Below are 23419 nucleotides of genomic sequence, written 5' to 3'. Positions count from 1 at the left end.
GGTTCTCAAATGCCAACCTTCATACGCGTCCAGTCGAATTGGATCGCGTCCAACAAAGCACGCGCGATCAAAAGATGTCCCGTCATATTCGGATGCACCCGGTCGGAGGCCAACGCGGTAGGATGCATGTAGTTGAAGTGGTCAACAAAAGCCGCCTGGATATCAATAAACCGTGCTCCTACCCTCTCCGCGACCCGATGGGCGGCACGGCCAAATTCATCCATTCGGCTGCGCATCGTATCGCCGCTATTTGGCTCCAGATAAAATGGCGACATGATGACGAGGCCTTGCAGGCCGGGAAGAGCCAATCGCACCAGCTCTTCCAGGGTCTGCTCATATTCTTCTAGACTCACATGCGACTCTGGTATCGCAGGTTGGTCGAATTGCCTCCATACGTCGTTAATGCCAATCATGACCGTTAGCCAATCCGGGTTCAGGTCCAATACATCCGTGTGCCATCTCTCTTTTAAGTCCCGGACCGTGTTCCCGCTGATGCCCATATTCGTCACGCGGACGGAGAGCTCCGGATAAGCCGCCTGCAGCATCGCGTCCACGATCGCGACATACCCTTTGCCTACGCCCTGGAACAGACCTTCACCATACGGATATTTGCGCTCGCAATCCGTGATCGAGTCGCCGATCATCACCAGACGTTGTCCGTTCCTCAGCTTCATGCTTCATTCCCCCCGTTCCGTTGGAGCCGAATCGTCTTCACTTCGAACGGACGGAAGGGCAGTACCACATCCCGCTCCGCATACAGCACTTCGGCCTTCTTCTCCTCAAGCATATCCGCCTCATAAACTGCGGCGAAGGACAGGCCCACATGAAGCTTGCACGTCACCGAAGCTCCCTTACTCTCATAAAGGCGCAAGATCCAGTCGCCCGATCCGTCTTCGGCAAGTTTAACCGTTTCTGCGATCACATTGGACTGATCTAGGGCAAGCAACGACTGCGTCTCCCGACTTCCGCCAGTCACAAGGCTAACCGGATAATTCAACTCGTAGGCTTCCCTTACGACGGGACTATCGAGGAACGCCCCCTTCCAGAAGGTGAATCCGTAAGTAAATTGATGTACTCCCTGATCGGACGTCTCATCTGGCCAAGTCGGGGCCCGAAGCAACGTTAAACTCATGAGGTTATCGTCGACGGAAATTCCGTATTTGCAGTCATTCAACAAGGCAAAGCCGCGGTTCGCTTCGGCAAGCGCCGACCACTTATGCTGAACCACTTCATAGCGATCCGCATCATGTGGGCGCGAAGCATGGTTGGGTCTCTTCACGTGACCAAATTGAATTTCCTGCAGCGACTCGTTCGTGTGGACGTGAACAGGGAAGTCAACTTTCAGCAGCTTATTCTTCTCTTGCCAATGCACGGTCGTATGGAATTCCACCCGGCGGCTACCGGCGCGCAGCCGGATATCTTGGATCAGGGCCGATTGATTTATCTTGCGTTCGACCCGGATATTCGCAAAGAGCGGACCGTTCGCGGTAACGGATACATTGGCGCGATCATTCAACTCAATCGGGGCTAAGCGATAACGCCGGTCAATTTCCCATGCGTCGAAATCCGAATTCTGATCTCGATACATCCGCATGACATTACAGTGATCGGCAGCCCATTCCCCTCCGGTCTCTTTGTCAAAAATACTGGTGATCTCGCCTCGTTCGTTGAGTTCAAGCGCCATCCATTCGTTCTCCAGATGCGATTCCGTCGCGATAACGGTGGATACCGCAGGGGCATCCGCCGCTTTCGTTTCGACGCGATACGTTGACCAGCCCATGGAAGGAGCCTCTACCTCCGCATAATTTGCACCTTCGTACGATTGGACCGGCAGAGCCGCTCCGTTCTCGTCCGATATTCCTTGAACGCCCGCGGGCAAGACAACCAGGTCCTTTCTCGTCCAAGATAACGAGTTAAAGACGGTAACTCGAGAAGCATCATCGTTCGTAAGCGCCTCTCTTGCTGTAGAAGCTAATCCGTAAACATTCGTATTTAGTTCCTTCAGCGTAAGCTGCGCCTCTTCATGGACGCGATGAATAGAGGATCCCGGCAAAATATCATGGAATTGATGCAACAGCAAAATCTTCCACAAATGATCCAGATCCTTTTGAGGATACGCTCGTTTCTGAAGCAGTTCCGCAGCAGTCCCCCACAATTCAACTTCACGGAAGCCGATTTCCGCCTTCCGATTCAGCTTCTTAATAAGTGCTTGCGTCGTGTAGGTCCCGCGGTGTGCCGGATAATAGAGCTCGCCAACGTATTTGACATCAGGAAGGCCTCGCTCGATCTGATCCTCAAAATATTCGATTGGCGATCCATGCTTCGTCTTAGGAACGCCCTCCAAATTACCCAGCCTGCGCAGAAACTCGAGATCGTCTCGATTAGATCCGCCGCCTCCGTCCCCGTGACCAAACTGGGTTAGCCGAGTGGAGATCCCTTCAAGCTGGACGCGGTCACTCCATTGTTGGATTAAGAAGGAAGGCCTGATCCGAATCGGGTAGTAATCGCCGTAGTTAAGTAAATGCGTCAGGACTTGCGAACCGTCGATCCCTTCCCACAGGAATGTGTTATGCGGGAACGGATCCGCGATATTATCATAGGTGCCGAACAACTTCACGGAGCCGAAATACTTGATTCCGCAGCCCTTCATAATTTGCGGCAGGTTCCCGGAATAACCAAACACATCCGGCAGCCACAACATCTCATTCTCCACGCCAAACTCTTCCTTAAAGAACCGCTTTCCGTGCATGGCTTGGCGGATCAAGCTTTCCCCGCCAGGCAAATTGGTGTCGGGCTCAACCCACATGGAGCCTTCAGGAATGATCTTTCCTTCCTTGACCGCTTGCTTGATACGCGCATACAACTCCGGATATAACGTCTTGACTAATTGGAACAAATACGGCTGACTCTGGGTGTACCGGTATTCCGGATATTCGTCGATCAGCGCCAGCTGGTTGGACATCGTCCGTGCAATCTTCCGTTTCGTCTCTTCAATCGGCCATAACCAAGCGACATCCAGGTGCGATTGGCCCATAAGATAGAGCGTAGGCGCCGTTGAACCGTTCACGCAGGCCAAGAGCGGCTCCATGATTCGCCGGCACTGCTTAACGTTCTCTTCCAGCAATTCTTGACGTAAAGTGAGATCGATCGTGGCAAACACCCGGGTTAGACAACGGTCGATTTCCGCCACGCGAAGGGATTTAGCATCGAGATGATTGCGCAGATCATATAAGCACTCCAAATCGATAAAAAATTGATACACTTCCTCTTCAAAAATACAGAGTTGCGACTCTCCGAACATAGGCTGCGTATCCGAATGGCCAGCATAGGCTTCAGCAACAATATCGAAGCGCTCCCCCGCTTTCGCCGAACGTGTCAAAGTTACGTAATAATGGTTAAGGTCCTTGGCACCGCTTACGATTCCGTTAATGTACACGGTCGCTTCGGAACCAAAATCAAGCATAGCTACAAGCCGTTTACCTTCCGCTTCCTTGGGAACAACGGCGGTTCCTCGGAACCAGCCGTATTCCCATTTGTCTCCCCAACGTTGGCCCGGGGTGATCTCCCGGAACGGTTGGCCATCCATCTCATGAATAAACAACTGCTGCATCGTCGTAAAACCAGAAAAATCGAGGGGCGAAACTTTCGTAATCACAAATTGATCCTTTTTATTCAAAAGCTTTTCAACATGAAATAAAATCTCTTTCTTGTCACTCATGTTTCTTCTCACATCCTATGGTTTCTGTAGTAAGATCGCTTAGTTGGAAATGACTCTTTTAGCGGCATCGTTATAGATTTGTAGCACCTCATCGATGTTGCCCATTTTATGAATCTTATCGATGAACGCCTGCCAATTGTCGAAACTGTTCTTCCCTGCTACAAATTTGGCCTGTTCTTCCGTTACGAACGTTTTCACCGGGTTCATGATCTCCGAGATTCGCTGACTTTCGTCACTCGTAAGTTGAATCGACGGCTCACTCAGCCAAGAAGGAACATACTCGTTCTCAGGCATTGGCAGACTTGTCAGAAACTCAGACTTCTCAATAGGCACTTCTTCATATTTACCGTCAAACACCGTATAATCCGTCGCGGCAAAATCCACGAATGCCCTAGAGTCGTTCACCATCTGTAAGCCCGGATTATAATTTCGACTTGCACGCATGCCGTATTTATCTCCCTCTAACCAAGGGTCCTTGGCCGTTTTCAACGAATCGACAAAGGTCGGAACACCGTCTTCCCCAATGGTATAGGTCGTGCCTTCAATCCCCCAAGTGATCAGTTCAATCATTTCATCCGTATATTGATAATCAATGAATTTGATCAATTCCTCCGGATTTTTCACTTTCGAACTTACACCGTAAGCTCCCCAGCCCAAATCCGGGGTATTGCCGTTGACGACCTCCTGCCAGGCTTTTCCGTATTTCGGATTTTCAGGGTAGATCGACACGGCAAAAATCTTGCCGTCATTTGCGGTTCTGGTGTACTCGCCCGGGGTGGTGAACCATTGGGTCAGCCACATGAGGTTATCGCCGTTGAGCGCCTTTCTTTTCAGCGTATCGTCCGTATCAATCGTGTACTCCGGATCCAGCAGCTTTTCTGAATACAGCTTATTCGCATATAGGAGCGCATCTTTATAGCCTTCATCCAAAACTCCGTATACATATTTCTCGCCATCCCAGAAGATGTCGTCCCGGATGTGATTCGCCGAGAAGAGAGATCTCAAGCTATTCCATTTTGTAGCGACTGGAAATTTGTCGGGGTAAAGCGCTTTGAGCTTCTTGGCCGCGTCATAAAATTCATCCAGGGTTTCCGGGATTTTGATATTGTTTGCCTTAAATACGTCGTAGCGGTAAGCGGACGTATTCTGAATCAGCATGCCGCGATCCTCCGGGAATCGGGGGGTGGAGGTTTCCTTAAAGGTATACATCTTGCCTTCGGCATCCGTTACCCGCTTCATCCCGTTCTTTACTTTGCTAATGTAGTTCATATAGTTCGGCATTAAGTCTTTATATTGAGCTAACTCCAGAAGCTGGCCTTGTTTGGCCATCTCAGTAGTGTCATAGAATAAAGGTGTTACGAAGAAGTCCGTGAGATCATCGCTTGCGATCATGAGTTTGACCTTCTCGTCATACTCGGAAGACGGAATATAGTTATAGTCGATCTCTACCTTCTTGCCCATATAAGCTTCCATCCGTTTATGCCATTCTTTGCCCACCATACTGTTGGGATTATCTACGCCGTTCGACGGCAACGTTACCGAGAATCGCATCACCTCTTGCTTGTCTTCGTTGGTAGCAGCGTTTTTGGAACCACTTGAACATCCGGACAAAGCCAACAGCGTAACCAATCCAAGAACCATTACTTTCATCCATTTACTCATTTGATTTCCCCCTAATTTGACAAATAGACCGCTTAACCCTTAATGGAACCCACGAAAATCCCTTTGGTAAAATGCTTCTGGAAGATCGGGTAAATACACATGATCGGAAACATCGTGATGATGATGACGCTCATACGTACCGCCTTCGGATCAAGCGCTTCCCCTGGGGCATTGATGGCAACTGCACCGCCCCCCACCCGTCCCTGAATGGCGGTGGTATCTAAAGTAAACAAATAGTTTCTTAATACCATCTGCAAAGGATACTTATCTTGGTCTCGCAAATAGATCAAGGCTTCGAACCAGCTGTTCCAGCTTCCCACCAGACCAAACAGCGCAAAGGTTGCGATGAGCGCCTTGGACAGCGGCAGAATGATTCTGAATAGGACAACCACGTCATTAGCCCCATCGATATAAGCCGAGTCCTTCAGTTCCGACGGGATGTTCAAAAAGAAAGTGCGAAATAGAAACACGTTGTAGGCGCTGACCGCACCAGGAAGAATCATGACCCATATCGTATCTAGCAGATTAAGACTCCGCATCAGCAGATAGGTTGGGATCAAGCCGCCGCCGAAGAACATCGTAACCATGAGGAACAGCGTAAGAAACTTCTTGCCGGCAAACCCGGGAATCGTGAGAGGGTATGCCATCAGCGCCGTAAACAACAGCATAATTCCAGTAGAACCTGCCGCGTAAATGATCGAGTTCAAATATCCTTTGAAAATATACGGATCTTGAAATACGGTCGAGTAAGCCTCCAGATTAAATCCTTTAGGCCAAACGGTGACACTTCCGGAAGAAATAAATCGCGTGCTGCTTAGCGAGGTTGCGATGATATGCAAAATCGGGTACAACACGACAATTAAGATGAACAGCATGATAACGATATTGATCACATCGAAAGCTCTTGAACCGAAGCTAACCTTTTTCATTTCCCCACCACCTAGAACAAACTCGTCTCTGACATCTTTCGGCTGAACCAATTGGTAAAGTAAAGAATAATGAACGAGATCAGCGACATGAATAACCCAATGGCCGTCGTGTATTCATACTGAGCCCCCAAGATCCCTTGGCGATAAACATAGGATCCAATAACATCCGCGACTTCGTACGTCTCGGGCGAGTAAAGTAAAATAATCTTCTGAAAATCGCTCCCGAGAATCCCGCCCACTGCAAAAATCAATAAGATAATCGTCGTTGGTTTCAGCGAAGGCCAAGTGATATGCACGACCTTCTTCCAACGCCCAGCCCCATCTACCTCGGCTACGTCATAGAGGGTTGGATCAATGCCGCTTAATGCAGCCAGGTAGATAATTGTGCCAAAGCCTACGCCTTGCCATATGCCGGAAGAGATAAAAATGGTTCGAAAATAGTCCGGCTCCAGAAGAAACATCACCGGATCTCCACCGAAAAAGGCCACAATATGGTTAAACAAGCCATCCCGTGCCGTAAATTCCTTTAGCATTCCCGCTACAATAACAACCGAAATAAAGTGAGGGAAATAAGATACCGTCTGTACAAACTTCTTAAATCCCTTTTTCTTTAGTTCGTTAAACAGCAAAGCCAATATAATCGGCGCTGGAAACGACCAAAATAACGTATACAAACCGAGAAGTAAGGTATTCTTTAATACCCGGAAAGCCATGGGGTCATTAAAAAAGGATATGAAGTATTTAAACCCCACCCACTCACTTCCCCAAATCCCTTTGGAAGCATTAAAGTCCTTGAAAGCGATTAGAATTCCGTACATCGGAAAATAGTGAAAGATTAACAGCGTCAGAAAGCCTGGAAGCACCATAAGGTAGAGATACCGGTGCTTAATGATCCTGGAGATCAGCCTGTTATTGGTTGTCTGCACAACGAACACCTCCTGACTGTAAAAATGTTGTGACAGATAGTGCGTTGATGAAGTCTCACCGAGAAACAGAAACTGAATCGCCTATACCTCCCCATTTGTAAGCGCATACATTTCACCCCCTGAGCAAACCCTTCGATAGCCAATAACGGCAAGATGCTTAGGTTACAGGCTTCTCCCCCACAGATATGACCATCATTAAGAGAATAAGTTATTATGCTAAGTAGAAAATAACACATACTATTTAACGCGTCAACAAAAGTATTTATTATACATTCGCTAAAGTTAGTATGTTATCTACGTGCTAATCCAAACTGGCGATACCTATGGGGCGTCAGGCCATGCTTTCGTTTAAACAAGTCGTAGAAGTAACTGACATTATCGAGCCCGATCTCCATGCTGATCTCCAAAATGTCCATATCCGTGTTAAGGAGCAAATTCTCGGCATAGGACACCCTTAATTGATTGATATACTGGGTCGGAGACATGCCGAGACATCGTTTGAACATTCGGCATACATAGGCATGCGACTTCCCGGACAATTGAACAAGGGCCGCCGTCCCCCGTGTGAAGTGCTCCTTCTTTTTGGCTTCTTTGCATAGGGTCCTAAACCATTCCGGTTGTCCGGTTAAATCAACGGGATCGTCCTCTGCCTTGATGTAGCGGGAGAACAGGTCAGTCAAGATAGCTCTGACTTCCGCCTTGACGACCAGCTTCTTTTCCTGAGGGATCAAACTGAGCTGATCGAGCCGATACCGCACATATTCTTTCTCTGTCTTGGACAGCAATGTCGAAGGCGGCATGTCAGGCACAAGCAGCCGATCGCTGGGAAACCCTCCCCCCAAAAAGGCGATCAGGTCGTCCAGCACCTTCCGGTGAAACGACAAATTGATAAACTGGCAATCGCCATCCGTTTGCTCATAGTAATGAACATCCCGATCGCGTATGAAGACGAGTGTATTCTCCTGCAGCAACTGTCGGTTGCCGTTAATAACGTGTACTACGCTTCCCTTCAGGATCAGAAACAGCTCAAAGAAGTCATGAGTATGCATCCCGATGGTATCTTTCACCGATGCGATCAACCGATAATGCGCCTGAATTTCAGCATCAATACCGTCTACCGCCAGAAGCTTTAGCATTACGAACTCCCCCTTGTTCATCTATCAATATGGACCCTGACTTAGCCCTCTGATGTCAAAACACCATAAAACAATCCAAAATGGAGCAAGATTTAGCGCCAAACTTTCGATTAGGATGAAGTTGTTATCGAAACCCCGGAAGGAGAATTTCTCAGATGAATTTATTAGATCTGCGTCAGCAATTTGAAGCTACCAAGCGCGTCTATGAGAGTGCCAAGCTAATCTTCCACGGCGTTCAAGGCTACGATGTCTATAATCCTTCTATTCCATTTGAGTGGAATGGCAAGCGTTATATTTTGGGACGCATGGAGAAGCGCCATGAGTGGGCGAGGTCATGGGTTCGCCTGTTTGAAGAAAGCGCCCCGGACGAATGGACGGTTGTGCCGGATACGGTGATTTATCAACTTGAAGATCCTTATATTAGCGTGATCCATAAACAGCTCGTATTAGGCGGTACGCACGTTCGTTACAAGCAAGGACGTCTCGATACCTTTTACGGTTATTTCTATAAGGGCTACGACCTGCATGATCTCTTCTATTTCACGACGGGTCCTGAATACATGAAGGATATTCGGCTGGTGGAGCTTCAGGACGGAAGGATTGGCGTCTTCTCGCGTCCGCGCAGCGAAAAGGTACGTAAGCAGTTCGGGAGCGAATCCTTAGTGGGATTCACGATCATTAACCACCTCGACGAACTGTCTCCGGAAGTTATCGAGAACGCCGAAAATATCTGCGGGTTGTTTCAAAAGGACGAGTGGGGCGGCTGCAACCAGGCGTACTTGCTTGAAAGTGGGAAGATCGGTGTAATCGGCCATATCTGCTATGCTCAGGAGGATCGATCCACCTATATGAACATGGCGTTTGTTCTAGATCCGCAGACGAATCAATTTTCGGACCTAAAAATCATCGGCACCCGTCCCTGCTATCCTGAAGGCCCCGCTAAAAAGCCGCATCTCACCGACTGTGCATTTACCGCAGGTATAGAAATGCGTCCGGACGGCAAAGTCAATCTGTACAGCGGCATCGGGGACACCGAAGCCGCCCGCATCGTGATCGACTACCCCTTCGAAAAGGAAGGCGCCATCATAACCTTCTAAATGAAATTCCTCATCCTTAAGCTGCTGGTTATGCCAGCGGCTTTTTTTATTACATGGTAAAGACAATACCATCCACTATTGCAAATCTACCTCTCCGAAAGTTATTATAATAAGTAAATCAAAACGCATACCTTTATACGACCACATCGTAATATAAACCTTCTGTAAATTCAATCCTTCTCTAAGAATCTGCTGGAATCTAGCTAAATTTCTTAAATTTACGCTTAGATTCGACAAGAATCTTCAGTTGTTTCAGTCTAAGTACGTATACTTTTTAAAACGGATGTGGCTATAATTAAAGAAATGCTGATATGAGGTGAACCTAATTGAGCAAGAAGGACCTGGCCCTGCCAAAGTACCAAATGGTGAAAGACTATGTCTTATCCCAAATCGAAAACCAGGAATTTACGGAGGATGAACGGATTCCAAGCGAGTCCGAATTTTCCAAGCTGTTGGATGTCAGCTCGATTACAGTCCGAAAGGCTCTTTCGGAGTTGGTAAACGAGGGGGTCATCTATCGTGTCAGAGGGAAGGGAAGCTTTGTCGCCAGCCAAGCAGCAGCAGTTCCAGACAAGACCTCCAATCTGGTTGCCTTCGTCATTTCCGGCATTGAACTGTACGATAGTTCGTATTTGCAAATCATGAGAGGGATTCAATCTTTTCTAGGCAAGCAAGGCTGCAAGCTGATTATCGAATTTGTGGAGAATGATTTCGAACAAGAACGGGAACTTATCCTGGGGTTAATTCAGACGGAGCTAAGAGGGATTTTGATTTATTCCTCCGATCCGGAAGCTGCGAAGGGCTACCTTGGAGAAATTCGGAAAAGGGGAATTCCGTTCGTCATGCTGGACCGCTCCCCTTCCGGCTATCCGGTGAACGTCGTCACCTGCAACAACCACGATGGAGCTTATGAAGCCGTCGAATACTTGATTAAGCAGGGGCATCGAAGTATTGGATTTGCAGCTTACGATTACTATCTTAGCCCCGAGGTTGACAGATATAACGGTTATCGGAATGCCATGACAAATGCATCCCTTCCGATTCCCGAATCTCTCTTATTTCTGAATAAAGAAATAGACTATGCGGTGATGGCGAATCTCATCCGAAACGGGGAAATGACCGCGCTGTTCTGCGCCAATGACAAGCGAGCACTTGAAGCCCTTGAACAGCTTACCTTACTTGGCATTCGCATCCCGGAACAAGTATCCCTCATGGGATTTGACGATTTCGAAAGCTCCAAATTCGCCAAGGTTGCCTTGAGCACCGTGAAGCAATACTTCGATACCATTGGTTACGAGAGTGCCAAGTTGCTGTTTGAAATTACCGAGGGGACATCCTACGGGAATAAGAAAGTCATGTTACCCACCAGCCTCGTCCTGCGTGACACGGTCAAGTCACTCAAGGGATAAGGCTAGGGGCAGATGGGCAATCGTTTGTGATCGTAGAAATCGATTGCCCCCTCACTTCGAAATATCCAAAAACCCCTCCCCAAACACATCCCGCACATCGTGAATCGTCAGGAAGGCGGCTTGGTCGATGGAGCGGACGATTCTTTTTAGCGTGGACACCTCTTGCTTGCTGATGACGATGTACAGGACTTCCTTCGGGTTCTTCGTATAGTAGCCGTGGCCCGACAGGACGGTTACGCCGCGGTCCATTTGGGTGATGACCCTCTCGGCGATGTCGTTTTGCTTCTCGGAGATAATCGTGACGGCTTTCTTGGGATTCAGCCCCTCGATCATGAAGTCCATCACTTTCGTGCCTACATATAAGATCACGATCGTCAGCATCAGCTTCTCCGCGCCAATGATGAAATAGGAAGAGAATGCCACGATCAGATCGAAAAACAGCAGCGCATAGCTGATATTCCAATCGAGATATTTATTGGCGATCCGGGCCAGGATCACGGTTCCTGCTGTCGTTCCGCCAACCCGTACGATCAGACCGATCCCGACCCCTACGATCACGCCGGCGAATACCGCATTGATGGTCGGCTCGTGCGAATCAATCCGCCAGTTTTCCGTCAAATGCAGGAACAACGAGTTAAAAGCAACCGCAATCACCGTATAAATCGTCGTCCGACGATCCAGAAATTTATACCCGACGATGAGCAGCACGCCATTAATCACGATATTAACGACCGATGGCGACCACTGATACAGGTAGTACAAAATAATTGTGACCCCCGTAACGCCCCCTTCGCCAAAGTCGTTCGGAATAATAAACAAATTGACGGCCAGCGCAAATAAAAAGGCCCCTACAATGATAATCAAGATATCCGCAATTCTCTTCTTCATTCCCACTCGAATCCTCTTCTCTCCACCGCATTTCTATCTTAACAACCAGAACATCGTAGCGATTCGAATTTGGAAAGTCAAGATGACTTTAACACATTACTTCTCTAGTTCGTTCACATGGAAAAGGAGGTAATCGCTAAAACATCAATAGAACAAATCTACACATCCCACCCTGCACCTCCGCCTTTTTACAACAAATCCACGCAATTTCCGGCGACGCCTCTGCGAACTTTGGTCCTATGCTATAATTTGAGGAAAAGACACCTGCGACCGCACAGGAGGCATGCCGCATGGCTGGATTTATGCGTTACCTGATCCCCCAGAAGTTAAAATACCGCCTGTTCATGGCGTTTGTTTGCCTGATTCTGCTGCCCTTCTGCGCCCTGAATTGGTACAACTACCAGCGCATCGAGACCTTGGTTCAGCAAAAAATCAGCCAGCAAAGCCACTCCCAACTGGAGCAGATGTACCGGACCTTGGAGGATCAGATGGGCATCGCCTTCAAGACGCTAATCTTTCTGAAGCAAGACGACTCCGTGAAATCCGTGCTTCGAAACCCGGAGCTACACGATGGTATGGAAAATAAACGGATCATGGAGAATATTTTCATGAACCTGAACAACAGCTTCTTCCTGTACAACCCTTCCGTCTACTTCATGATTCTGGATATGAATGAAAGCGTATACACCTCTTACCCGCCCCGGGACGCCTTGGTCTACGACAAGCTTAGAAACCACCCCGGCTTCGACCAGCAGGCGATGAATGCCAACGCGTACCATTGGGTCCCCAACGACCCGAACTATGTGCTGCGAGACGTCTCGACCAGCACCTATTTGCTGTCCTTATACGCCTACTTGGGCGATAACCCGAACCGGCCTTACGGCATGACCCGCATCAGCATTGACTATTCCTCCTGGCTGCGCTCCATTCATAACCAATCGGATTTGCAACAGCAGTATTTCCTGATTACGCGCGCGGGGGAGGAAATCTCCAAGTCGGTGCCGGATGCGGTGTTACCGGATAAAGTCATGGCGGAAATCGCCAAGCAGCCGGACCGGCAATACTTCATCGACAAGGACTCTAACTCCCTGGTCAATTACATCTATGTAGAATCGTTGGACTGGTATATCGTGAACCGAATTCCGCTGCCGATCCTGTTTAATGAGATTGACGCGTTGAAACGGCAGTATTTTACGACATTTTTCATGCTGATGGGAGCCTTTCTGGTCATAACCTTCGCAATCGCCGCAACGATCACCCGTCCGTTGTCCCATTTGCAAAATAAAATGATGGCGGTCGTTCGCAAAAACTTGAAAATCCGGCTGCCGGAACAAAAATTCCGCGGGGAGATTCTGGACTTAACCCGTACCTTCAATACGATGCTCGACGACATGGACGCCTTGATCCATCGCCTGAAGGCAGAGGAGCGCCAGAAGGAGGCTGTTCATTTTCATATGCTGCTGGCGCAGATGAACCCTCATTTTCTGCTAAATACGCTAAATACGATCAAGTGGAGTGCGATTCGCCAGGGAAATGAAGACATCACCGAGATCACCTTATCCTTGGGCAAGCTGCTGGAGGCCAGCCTGAATTCGGAACAAGATCTGGTGCATCTGCAAGACGAAATCGAGCTGGTGCAGGCCTATGTGCATATTCAGCAGGTTCGTTACAATCACCGGTTCGAGGTCGCTTACACGTTGGAGGACGAAGTCGTCTTTGCGCTGGTGCCGAAGCTGAGTCTGCAACCGCTCGTCGAGAACGCCATTATGCACGGGGTCAGTCATCTGACCGGCCCAGGCCGGATTGAGATTCGCGTCCGACGCGAGGGGCTAGCCCAACTAACCGTTGAAATTGAAGATAACGGGATCGGAATGGCGCGTTCGGCCCAAATCAAGAAGACCCGAAAGCGGCCGGGCATCGGCCTGGACAATGTTCGGGAGCGGCTGCGGCTGCTCTTTAAGGAAGAAGGGCGCATGGATGTGGCGTCCTCGGACCAAGGAACTCGGGTTCGGTTTACGATTCCTTTATTGCTATCAACGCCTTATGCCAAAAGTCAACGGGAAGCAGCGCTGGCGAAGGAAGGCCATCCCCTGACGCTGCCGCCGGGGGAGGCCGCGGCCAACGATCCGAAAGGAGGTCAATAACATGTGGAAGGTGCTACTGGTCGAAGACGAGGTGTTCGTTCGCGAATCGGTTCGTGAAATCATCGCTTGGGAAGAGCTCGGATTTACGGTGGCAGGTGAAGCCGGCAACGGCGGTGAGGCGCTCGAGATGATCCGGCGCGACCCGCCTGATCTGGTGCTCGCAGACATCGTCATGCCGGAGATGGACGGGGTAGAGCTGCTCCGCCGCACTCGGGAAGAGGGTTATCATTCTCGCTTCATCATGCTAACCTGCATCGGCGAATTCGAATATGTACGGCAGGCGATGGAATACGGCGCTTCCAATTATATTCTGAAGCTGTCGATGAGCGTTAACTCGCTGCGGGATACGCTGCGCAAAGTGAGCACGGAACTCGCTAGGGACGGCGGCGCGGAGCCGGCGACTCAGGAGATCGGCGAGGCGAATCCGCAGGCGGTATCGGCATCTGCAATGGAATTGGCAGCGGCATCTGCTTCGGCCGCTTCAAACCTCAGTCTGGCCGGAACCGCAGTAAGCATCTCCCATCCCGAGGTGTGCAAAATTATCGATTACATCGCCGAGCATTACGCGCAGGACATCACGGTCAAATCGATGGCCCAATACGTCATGATGGGCGAGAACTACGTTAGCGCCTTGTTCAAGAAAAAAACCGGACAAACGCTGATCCACTACCTGCACCGCATCCGGGTGGAGAAAGCGCAGGAATATCTGCTGCACACCGATCTGCCCGTTCACGAGATTGGTCAACGGGTGGGCTTCATCAATGACAACTACTTCATCAAGATCTTCAAACGCCTCACCCAGCAGACGCCCAGCAAATACCGGCAATGGAACAAAACCGCCGAATAGAAGAAATCGATGGCGCAAATCCCCCGTTTCCGGACGCGCAATTGCATCGTTTTGTTCCGTGAACTGAAGGGATATGTAGGTTCAATTCCGCTCCCGTCCCCTGCTACGATGAGGGGGATTCAACCATCAACGATATAGGGAGGTCTTTACCCGTGAGAAACAAAAAAGGATGGGCCGCACTGCTGCTCTGCACGCTGCTGATCGGCCTGCTGGCTGGCTGCGGCGGCAATAACAGTAATGGGGCGAAGGGAAATTCGGGAGCGGCAACCCCAGATTCGAAAGCGCCTTCATCGGGCGAAACGATCAAACTGACGATGTGGGGCGGGGTTCCGCCGGAAGCCGGTCCGCAAGCTGTAGTAGACGCGTGGAACGCCGCGCACCCCGACGTGCAGGTCGAATACGTACGGTTCGTGAATGACGACGACGGGAACCTGAAGCTCGATACCGCGCTCGCCACGGGGCAAGCGGTCGATCTCTACGTGAACTACTCGGTGACGCAGGCGGCCAAACGGGTCGAGTCCGGCACGGTGCTCGATTTGAGCTCTTTTTCCGACTACAATATTGACGAGAAGATTGGCTCCAACGCAGCCACCTGGAAAATCGACGGCAAGTATTACGGCATCCCCACTAAGAAAAACGTTCAGTTCTTCGCTTTAAACAAGGATGCATTGGACGCTGCGGGACTCACGGTACCGAAAGCTTGGACCTGGGACGAAGCCCGGGAATACGCCAAAAAGCTGAAAGCTGCCGGCTTTAAATACGGGCTGGTGCAGCATATGGAACCGTTCGCCGATCCGATGGATTCGGTTCTGGAGAAGAACGGCTACGTCAAAGAGGACGGCGGCTCCAACATGGACCACCCGCTCGTGCTGAAATGGCTGGAAACGATGAACGCCATGATGAAGGACGACCAAACCACGCCGCCGCTTGGCGAGCAACTGACGTCCAAAATGCCGGTGGAAAACATGTTCCTCGGCGGTGAAGCCGCGATGATCAACATCGGAGAATGGCTGCTGCGCAGCTCCAATAACATGAAGGACTTCCCTCGCGACTTCAAAATCGCGTTTGCTCCCGTCCCCCGACTGGCGGAGAACGAAGCCGATTTCATCACCAGCGGCGGTGTAGGCGACTTTATCTCAATTAATGCCAACTCGAAGAACACGGAAGCGGCTTGGGAGTTCCTCAAATGGTACGCCGACGAAGGCATGATGCCGATGGCTGCCGGAGGACGGTTGCCTGCCTCGTCCGCGGTCGATCAAGACGCCGCGATCCAAAGCCTGCTCGGCGAATATGCGGACACCTATGACCAGGAATCGCTGGAATTCGTCCTATACGGAAACCAAACTCCAACCTTCGTCCGCAAGCTTCCACAGGAAATGGTGGACATGCGCTCGCAGGAATACGAGAAATTCTTCCTCGACAACCAAACCGCCGAGCAAACGGTGCAGGCGATGGTCAAACGTCATAATGAGTACCTGAAACAAAACAAATAGCAAGTTTAGAGAAGGTCCGGCTGGGTGCAGCCGGGCTTTTCTTTTTTTGCGAAATAGAACATATCTACATCTCCCCCACGCCGTCCTGCAGACCGCCTGAGAAATGCGTATTTCTGTAGCATGAGGTCGGTGGTTTTGTTCCTTATAACGGCCCGCCCCCTCCTGCTATGCTGAGGACATAACCGAACTTTCAAGCCCAAGAGGAGTGGAGCCATGTGAAAACATCGTGGATGAAAAGGCAGCAATTGCTGGGATACGTGTTTATCGGACCGAACATGATCGGCGTGCTGCTGTTTTTTATTTTACCGGCCATTTATTCGTTTTACCTGATGTTCACGGATTACAAGTTCATGAAGCCGGGCACCCGGTTCATCGGACTCGCCAATATCCAACGCATGCTGGGGGACGAAGTCTTCTATATCGCGCTAAAAAACACCCTGATCTTCCTGCTATCAGTGCCGGTGTCGATCGGGTTGGCTTTTGTCGTGGCGGTGGTCTTGAACCGCTCCGTGCATATGAAAAAGCTGCTGCGCGCCTTATACTTCATGCCTTACATCACCAGCGGCGTCGCCGTCGCTTTCGTGTGGATGTTGTTGTTCCAGCCGACGAACGGGCCAATCAACGGACTGCTGCGGGCGATTGGCATCGCCAACCCGCCGGGATGGCTGTCGACCACGGAGACGTCGATGTACGCCATCGACATCATCTGGATCTGGTTTATGCTCGGCTATAACATGATCATCTACCTGGCCGCCCTGCAGGAAATCTCCGGGGAGCTCCTGGAAGCCGCCAAGATCGACGGGGCCCGCACCTGGCAAACGATCCGTAGCGTCGTCTGGCCGCTCGTCAGTCCGACCACCTTCCTGCTGCTCGTCACCGGCTTGATCATGTCGATCAAGCAGTTTGGGATCATCCAGGCGATCACGCAGGGCGGACCCGGGAACAGCACAACCGTCCTGTCGCTGTTCATCTACCAGAACGCCTTCCGTTATTACGAGATGGGCTACGCTTCGGCGATTTCCTGGGCGCTGTTCCTGGTCATCCTGATCTTCACGATGATTCAATGGGTCGGCCAAAAACGCTGGGTTCACTACTAGAACGAGTAGTTTATTGGCAAAATCGCTGGGCGGATCGATGAGATAAGGGTACAAAATGGTGCTATTTCGGCGAGTCAACGGGAGTTGGCCGTATTTCGTACCACTTTGTGGAGAATAAGGCCATAAAGTTCCGCTATGTTGATAAGGTGTCTCCGGTCCCAAATCAAAAGCAGCAATACTAGCACTTTTAAGGAGGAAAAAAGCATGCCATCGACTTCCGTCACCAAAATCGTCACCACGTGCGTCATGCTCTTGTTCGGGGTACTTATGGTCGTTCCGTTCCTATGGATGATCAGCACCTCGTTCAAAACGCCGGCGGAGGTATTTCAGTTTCCGATCAAGTGGATTCCCGCCGACTTCAACTGGGAGCATCATATCAAGGTGTGGACCGGCAAGAACAGCTTCACTCACTACTACTTAAACTCTCTGAAAATATCGCTGATCAGCGTCACCGGCGCCGTGTTGCTGTCTTCACTGGCCGCGTACGGGTTCTCGCGGATCGAGTTCAAGGGGCGGAACGCGATGTTCATGGTGTACCTGTCGATGATGATGGTTCCGCCGCAGGTGCTGTTTGTGCCGAAGTTCATCATGTTCGACTGGGCGGGGATTTATAACACCCATTGGGCGCTGATTCTGCCCGGGATGTTTACGATCTTCGGCGTGTTTATGATGCGGCAGTTCTTCCTCACCGTACCGCAGGAAATCTCCGAAGCCGCCTTTATCGACGGCGCCGGCCATTTCCGCATCTTCTTCCGGCTAATTCTGCCGCTAGCCAAGCCGGCGCTCGCCACACTGGCGATCATCGACTTCTCCTGGCACTGGAACGATTACGAGAACGCCCTGGTGTTCCTGATCGACCAGGATCTGTTCACGGTGCCGCTTGGCCTGCAAAACTTCATCCTGGAGAACACCGTCGATTACAACGGCATGATGGCGGCGGCCACCGCGGGGATTATCCCGATGATTCTCGTCTTCCTGATCGGCCAGAAATACATTATTCAAGGCGTATCGAGTTCGGCGGTGAAGGGGTAAGAGCGTGCGGCTGGTCGAATTGAATGTTGCATCAAATGCAGCATTTAGGTGCGACCCACGGGTAGGAGCGTTGTTACAAGTTCACTAGTTACCTATCAAACGCTGAATTGTATTCGGTTTTTCGAACACAATTCGTCGCTAACGAGCCAAAATGCGAATTGTATTCGATTTTTCATACAGATTCCCAGCTCCCGACATCCTGAGCGCTGATTATATATGAAATTTCATATACAATCCGCCAAAATCGCCAAAAGCGACGAATTGTATTCGGTTTTTCGCCTATATTGCTTGCCACTCGCATTTTTGGCTCGACATTCACATTTCTGGCTCGACATTCGCACTTTTGACTCGCCGAATCATTAATTCGGCATCTCCTTCAACTCACTCAGTCAAACGAAAGGGGTTTACAAACCAATGAGAAACGAAACGGTACGTAGCGACATTACGGTCGTCGGCGGAGGACTCGCCGGCGTTTGCGCCGCCGTGGCGGCGGCCAGGCTCGGGCGTAAGGTGGCGCTCGTGCAGAACCGCCCGGTACTCGGCGGCAATTCCAGCAGCGAGGTGCGCGTCTGGGTCTGCGGAGCGACCGCGCACGGCACGAACCGGTACGCCCGCGAGACCGGGATCATGGGCGAAATGTTCGTGGAGAACCAGTACCGCAATCCCGACGGCAATCCCTATCTGTGGGATATGGTCGTGTTAGAAACGGTACTGGCTGAGCCGAACCTCTCGTTATACCTGAACACCGACGTGCACGAGGTCGAGGCGGACGGCGAAGAGGAGGCGCGGCAGATCCGATCCGTCACCGGCTGGATGATGGGCTCGGAGCGGCGCATCCGCTTTGAGAGCCCGATCTTCCTCGACTGCACCGGGGACGGACTCGTCGGGTTCCTGGCCGGCGCCAAGTACCGGCTCGGCCGGGAGGCCCGGCACGAATTCGACGAAGCCTGGGCGCCCGAGGTCGCCGACGACATCACGCTCGGCAGCACGCTGCTGTTCTACACGAAGGACGCCGGGCACCCGGTGAAGTTCGTACCGCCATCCTTCGCCAAGGATATTACGCAGACCCCGATCCCGCTAAGGCGCGTCATCCGCAGCGGCGACTCGGGTTGCCATTACTGGTGGATCGAATGGGGCGGCGAGCTGGACACCGTGCATGACAACGAGCGCATCCGCGACGAGTTGTCGGCCGTTATCTACGGAATTTGGAATTACATCAAAAATTCCGGACAGTTCGACGCCGACCGCATGACCCTGGAATGGGTCGGCTCGATCCCCGGCAAGCGGGAATACCGCCGCTTTCTCGGCGACTACACGCTGACCCAGAACGACATTCTGGCGCAGGAGCCGTTCGAGGACCGGGTCGCGTTTGGCGGCTGGTCGATCGACCTGCATCCGCCGCAAGGGATGTACGCCGAGGAAAGCGGCTCGAAGCATCTGCACGCGGACGGGAACTACCATATCCCGTTCCGCTCGCTCTACTCCGCGAACGTGTCCAACCTGCTGTTCGCGGGCCGCAACATCAGCGCGACGCACGTCGCATTCGGCACGACGCGGGTCATGGCGACCTGCGCCACGATCGGCGAAGCCGCAGGGACCGCCGCGGCGCTATGCGCGGAGCTGGGCGCGACGCCGCGGGAGCTGTCGCGCCAGCACACCCCGCTGCTGCGGCAAACGCTGCTGCGGCAGGATGCCTCCGTGCTGGGCGTCGCGAACGAAGACGCCGCGGACTTGACCCGGAGCGCGAAGCTGAGCGCCTCCTCCTTCCTGTCCCGCCTGGCAGCGGAATCGGCCGACGAGGCGTACCCGCTGGAACGAGACGTCGCCCTGCTGCTTCCGGCCGATCCCGGCCTCGCCGGCACGATTGAATGGCGGCTGGACGCGGCGCAGGACACGGAGCTTACCGTCGAGGTGTGGAGCACCGGAAAACCGGAAAACTACGTCCCCGCCACTCTTGAATACCAAGCGACCGTGGCTATACCCCAGGGCGAGGGACAGTGGATTCCCGTCCGGTTTGACTGGACGCCGGAAAAGCCGCAGAACGCTTTTGTCATCATCCGTAATAATCCATCAATCCGACTCTACTTGTCCCATACGCCGCTGACGGGACTACTGGCCTTCGAACGGGGCGCGGCGGCTCGCGTCTCCAAGGATCTCGAAGATCATGACGATTCCCAGCCGGTGGTGGAATGGAGCATGAAGCGTCTGGCTCGCAAAACGTTCTGCTTCCGCGCAGACTTCACCACCGACGCCTATCGCCCTGAGCATATCCTGGACGGTTATAAGCGGCCTTACGGCGGCCCGCATCTTTGGCTGTCGAAGCCGATGGCGCAGGATACCCAACCTTGGGTCGAGCTCGCCTGGGAGAACGAGCAAACCGTCCGCGAAATTCATGTGATTTTTAACGACGACGTCAACGAGGACTTGATCAACCTGCACCATCATCGCACGCCGTTCGAAATCATCCCTGAGTTGGTAAAGAGTTATCGGCTCGAAGCGCAGGATCCCGCCGGGAATTGGATCGCTCTGATCTCGGAAACCGGCAACCGACGGCGCAAGCAGGTACATCGCCTGGAAACCGCCGTTCCGGTCAAAGCCATCCGGCTTGTCGTGGAGGAGACAAACGGGTCGCAGCATGCGGAGCTGATCGAGGTCCGAGTGTACGAGAAATAACGAGAATAGCCCGCTCAATTGAGCGGGCTATTGGTTTGCTATCTTATACGCTTACTTCCGCGAAGAAACTGCTTTGGCCTTCGGTTTGTCCGATAGATACGGAACGCGTTCGCCTTTGAGCGACCATCCCGTCTTCAAACCGAGGATGAACCAGCCTAGGGCAAGCAGCCCTAACGTGAAAATGGAGTCGCCGATGACTCGCAGCCAGACGAAATTGTGGATGATCCCCCGGGTCATGAATTCCGCCGAACGGGCGTACCAGTAACCATGTTCCACGCTGGCCCAGGTCTGCATGAGCCCGATCGGCAGAAGGCTCAGAAGCACCATCAGCAACAACCCGATGTTGATGGCCCAGAAGGAGAAGCGGAGCGCCCCCGTTTTCCATTCAAAATTGGTGGTCAAACCGCGCAAGCAGAACAACATCAGCCCGATTCCCAAGGTACCGTACACGCCGAACAAAGCGGTATGCCCATGCACCGGCGTTGTATTCAAGCCCTGCATATAGTACAAGGCCACCGGCGGGTTGATGAAGAAGCCGAACAACCCCGCACCAACGAGGTTCCAGAAAGCCACGGCCACGAAGAAGTAAATCGGCCATTTGTAGGCTTTGACCCACGGACGGGCTCTCGTCAAAGTCAGGTTCTCATAGGCTTCGAATCCAATCAAGCAGAGCGGAACGACCTCCAAAGCGCTGAATGCCGCACCGAAGGCCAGCACCCCAATGGGCGTGCCGCTGAAATAGAGATGGTGGAACGTGCCGATGATCCCGCCGAACAGAAAGATGATCGTCGAGAAGAGTACCGAACCGGTGGCCACTCGGACTCGCAGCAAGCCCATGCGAGTGAACAGGAAGGCCATCACCACCGTGGCGAACACCTCGAAGAAGCCTTCGACCCAGAGATGGACAACCCACCAGCGCCAATATTCGGCGATCGCCAAATGGGTATGCTGCCCCCACATCAGGCCAGGGACGTAAAACAACGGAATCGCGGTGGAAGCCAGCAAGAACAAGACCAGCAGGTTACGCGTTTCACTGCCTTTTTTCAGCGCGGGCCAGATCGCCCGGGCCATCAGGAACAGCCAAAGGAACAATCCGACGGTAAGGAAAATCTGCCAGAACCGGCCCAGATCGACATATTCATACCCCTGATGTCCAAACCAGAAGTTCGCCGTGAAACCGAGTCTTTGCTGGATCGCGAACCATTGTCCGACCATCGATCCGACAACGATTATTAACAAGCAGACGAACAGGAAGTTGACTCCCGCTCTCTGCAGCTTCGGTTCATGTCCGGAAACGGCCGGCGCTACGAACAGTCCGGTGGCCAACCAAGCCGTGGCGATCCAGAAGATGCCGAGCTGCGTGTGCCATGTTCGCGTCACCGAGTAAGGGATCCAGTCTGCTATAGGAATGCCGTAGAAGCTGCTCCCCTCTACCTGGTAGTGAGCCGTGATCGCTCCCAATGCCGCCTGGACCACCACCAACGCGGTGACCACCCAGAAGTATTTCAAGGTCGCTTTCATTGATGGGGTAGGTGACAAAGCCAACAAGGGGTCCTTCTCAGGAAAACGCTCCTCCCCTTCTGTATGCTTCTGGGTAGCGTAATACCATGCCAGAGCTCCAATGCCCGCCAACAGCAGTACAAAGCTGACCACCGACCAAATGACCATGGAGCCGGTTAATGTATTGCCTACCAGCGGCTCATGCGGCCAATTGTTCGTATAGCTGACGTTCTCTCCGGGCCGTTCCGCCGCGCAGGACCAAGCCGCCCAGAAGAAGAACGCATTCAGCGCCTTAGCTCTGGCGGGATCCTTCAGGGCATTGCTTGGAATGGCGTAATCGTCGCGCAGCTTGTCGAATTGAGGGTCATGACCGAACAAGCCCGCATAATACCGACTTAACTCGGTAAACGTTTGGGCACGGTCCGGCGATAGGGTGATTTGCCCGCTACCGGAATCGTATGTATTCGTGCGCATTTCTTTTTTTAACCTACTGAGTAGCAGCGCCTGTTGATCATCGTTCAAGCGGTCATACGAATTTCCGGTTTCGGTTTGCGCCCATCGATGGAGCAGCATTTCCGATTCCCGGTGCAGCCAATCCGCCGACCAGTCGGGAGCGACATAGGCCCCGTGCCCCCAGACGCTTCCGATTTCCTGGCCGCCCATCGACTGCCAGACATTCTGACCGTCCAAAATATCCTGTTCGGTCATCAGCACCGTGCCGTCAGTAGATACCACTTGCTTCGGAATAGGAGGCATGGAATGGTAGATCTCCCCGCCGTAATAACCCAAGACCGCAAAGGAAATCGCAATCACGAGCCCCAGGCTGATCCATAACTTGGCCACTTTCATTACATATCACGCTCCTGTA

Annotated in this window: 16 protein-coding genes; 8 read left to right on the top strand and 8 right to left on the bottom strand. The window is 52.0% G+C overall.

Translation table 11 applies throughout. The features are described from left to right. Window positions 1-5: 5 nt before the first annotated feature. The 6 genes from MKZ15_RS01560 to MKZ15_RS01535 form a co-directional block, all read right to left on the bottom strand. The gene (locus MKZ15_RS01560; protein ID WP_339819276.1) at window positions 6-674 is read right to left on the bottom strand and encodes an SGNH/GDSL hydrolase family protein; all 669 of its coding nucleotides are present in this window, start codon (window positions 672-674) and stop codon (window positions 6-8) included. Further along, complete coding sequence (locus MKZ15_RS01555) at window positions 671-3655, bottom strand: glycoside hydrolase family 38 C-terminal domain-containing protein (protein WP_339819273.1); 2985 nt, start codon at window positions 3653-3655, stop codon at window positions 671-673. The genes MKZ15_RS01560 and MKZ15_RS01555 overlap by 4 nt, the downstream gene beginning before the upstream one ends. A 102-nt stretch (window positions 3656-3757) precedes the next feature. After that, the gene (locus tag MKZ15_RS01550) at window positions 3758-5380 is read right to left on the bottom strand and encodes an extracellular solute-binding protein (RefSeq protein ID WP_339819271.1); all 1623 of its coding nucleotides are present in this window, start codon (window positions 5378-5380) and stop codon (window positions 3758-3760) included. Window positions 5381-5412: 32 nt separating this feature from the next. Then, a complete protein-coding gene (locus MKZ15_RS01545) occupies window positions 5413-6309 on the bottom strand; it encodes a carbohydrate ABC transporter permease (RefSeq protein WP_155607024.1) in 897 nt (298 codons plus the stop codon). Window positions 6310-6320: 11 nt separating this feature from the next. After that, window positions 6321-7235 (bottom strand): ABC transporter permease subunit, encoded by a 915-nt coding sequence (locus tag MKZ15_RS01540; RefSeq protein WP_339819268.1) that lies wholly within the window; start codon window positions 7233-7235, stop codon window positions 6321-6323. 290 nt (window positions 7236-7525) lie between these two features. After that, window positions 7526-8371, bottom strand: coding sequence for an AraC family transcriptional regulator (locus MKZ15_RS01535; RefSeq protein ID WP_339819266.1), 846 nt, complete (start codon window positions 8369-8371; stop codon window positions 7526-7528). 155 nt (window positions 8372-8526) lie between these two features. Here MKZ15_RS01535 and MKZ15_RS01530 point away from each other — a divergent pair, with 155 nt between their 5' ends. Together MKZ15_RS01530 and MKZ15_RS01525 are read left to right on the top strand one after the other, a co-directional pair. After that, the gene (locus MKZ15_RS01530) at window positions 8527-9468 is read left to right on the top strand and encodes a DUF1861 family protein (RefSeq protein ID WP_339819263.1); all 942 of its coding nucleotides are present in this window, start codon (window positions 8527-8529) and stop codon (window positions 9466-9468) included. A 326-nt stretch (window positions 9469-9794) separates the two neighbouring features. Next, on the top strand, window positions 9795-10877 hold the full coding sequence (locus MKZ15_RS01525) for a GntR family transcriptional regulator (protein ID WP_155607021.1): 1083 nt from the start codon (window positions 9795-9797) through the stop codon (window positions 10875-10877). Window positions 10878-10928: 51 nt separating this feature from the next. Here the strand turns inward: MKZ15_RS01525 and MKZ15_RS01520 are convergent, their stop codons facing one another. After that, window positions 10929-11765: a YitT family protein gene (locus MKZ15_RS01520; RefSeq protein ID WP_155607020.1), complete on the bottom strand. Its 837-nt coding sequence runs from the start codon at window positions 11763-11765 to the stop codon at window positions 10929-10931. Between the two features lie 290 nt (window positions 11766-12055). Here MKZ15_RS01520 and MKZ15_RS01515 point away from each other — a divergent pair, with 290 nt between their 5' ends. The 6 genes from MKZ15_RS01515 (at window position 12056) to MKZ15_RS01490 (ending at window position 21051) form a co-directional block, all read left to right on the top strand. Further along, window positions 12056-13909: a sensor histidine kinase gene (locus tag MKZ15_RS01515; RefSeq protein ID WP_339819259.1), complete on the top strand. Its 1854-nt coding sequence runs from the start codon at window positions 12056-12058 to the stop codon at window positions 13907-13909. Window position 13910: 1 nt separating this feature from the next. Next, the gene (locus tag MKZ15_RS01510) at window positions 13911-14756 is read left to right on the top strand and encodes a response regulator (RefSeq protein ID WP_193417204.1); all 846 of its coding nucleotides are present in this window, start codon (window positions 13911-13913) and stop codon (window positions 14754-14756) included. Window positions 14757-14908: 152 nt separating this feature from the next. Beyond that, window positions 14909-16249, top strand: a complete 1341-nt coding sequence (locus tag MKZ15_RS01505) for an extracellular solute-binding protein (protein WP_339819256.1) — start codon at window positions 14909-14911, stop codon at window positions 16247-16249. A gap of 215 nt (window positions 16250-16464) precedes the next feature. Next, window positions 16465-17346: a sugar ABC transporter permease gene (locus MKZ15_RS01500; protein WP_193417206.1), complete on the top strand. Its 882-nt coding sequence runs from the start codon at window positions 16465-16467 to the stop codon at window positions 17344-17346. A 204-nt stretch (window positions 17347-17550) separates the two neighbouring features. Next, a complete protein-coding gene (locus MKZ15_RS01495; protein WP_155607017.1) occupies window positions 17551-18378 on the top strand; it encodes a carbohydrate ABC transporter permease in 828 nt (275 codons plus the stop codon). 414 nt (window positions 18379-18792) lie between these two features. Further along, window positions 18793-21051, top strand: coding sequence for an FAD-dependent oxidoreductase (locus MKZ15_RS01490; RefSeq protein WP_339819254.1), 2259 nt, complete (start codon window positions 18793-18795; stop codon window positions 21049-21051). Between the two features lie 51 nt (window positions 21052-21102). Here MKZ15_RS01490 and MKZ15_RS01485 read toward each other — a convergent pair whose 3' ends face one another. Then, window positions 21103-23400, bottom strand: a complete 2298-nt coding sequence (locus MKZ15_RS01485) for a nitric-oxide reductase large subunit (RefSeq protein WP_155607015.1) — start codon at window positions 23398-23400, stop codon at window positions 21103-21105. Between the last annotated feature and the right edge of the window lie 19 nt (window positions 23401-23419).

Origin of the sequence: Paenibacillus sp. FSL R7-0216 (assembly GCF_037969915.1) — a bacterium.
GTDB lineage: Bacteria > Bacillota > Bacilli > Paenibacillales > Paenibacillaceae > Fontibacillus > Fontibacillus rhizolycopersici.
The sequence above is the reverse complement of the archived record's forward strand: the minus strand, read 5'-3'. Positions and strand labels throughout refer to the sequence as shown.

What these genes read in the sequence shown, in the direction of transcription:
- MKZ15_RS01560 (WP_339819276.1), bottom strand. Translation starts at nt 674, where the DNA reads ATGAAGCTGAGGAACGGACAACGTCTGGTGATGATCGGCGACTCGATC.
- MKZ15_RS01550 (WP_339819271.1), bottom strand. Translation starts at nt 5,380, where the DNA reads ATGAGTAAATGGATGAAAGTAATGGTTCTTGGATTGGTTACGCTGTTG.
- MKZ15_RS01545 (WP_155607024.1), bottom strand. Translation starts at nt 6,309, where the DNA reads ATGAAAAAGGTTAGCTTCGGTTCAAGAGCTTTCGATGTGATCAATATC.
- MKZ15_RS01535 (WP_339819266.1), bottom strand. Translation starts at nt 8,371, where the DNA reads ATGCTAAAGCTTCTGGCGGTAGACGGTATTGATGCTGAAATTCAGGCG.
- MKZ15_RS01530 (WP_339819263.1), top strand. Translation starts at nt 8,527, where the DNA reads ATGAATTTATTAGATCTGCGTCAGCAATTTGAAGCTACCAAGCGCGTC.
- MKZ15_RS01520 (WP_155607020.1), bottom strand. Translation starts at nt 11,765, where the DNA reads ATGAAGAAGAGAATTGCGGATATCTTGATTATCATTGTAGGGGCCTTT.
- MKZ15_RS01515 (WP_339819259.1), top strand. Translation starts at nt 12,056, where the DNA reads ATGGCTGGATTTATGCGTTACCTGATCCCCCAGAAGTTAAAATACCGC.
- MKZ15_RS01510 (WP_193417204.1), top strand. Translation starts at nt 13,911, where the DNA reads ATGTGGAAGGTGCTACTGGTCGAAGACGAGGTGTTCGTTCGCGAATCG.
- MKZ15_RS01495 (WP_155607017.1), top strand. Translation starts at nt 17,551, where the DNA reads ATGCCATCGACTTCCGTCACCAAAATCGTCACCACGTGCGTCATGCTC.
- MKZ15_RS01490 (WP_339819254.1), top strand. Translation starts at nt 18,793, where the DNA reads ATGAGAAACGAAACGGTACGTAGCGACATTACGGTCGTCGGCGGAGGA.
- MKZ15_RS01485 (WP_155607015.1), bottom strand. Translation starts at nt 23,400, where the DNA reads ATGAAAGTGGCCAAGTTATGGATCAGCCTGGGGCTCGTGATTGCGATT.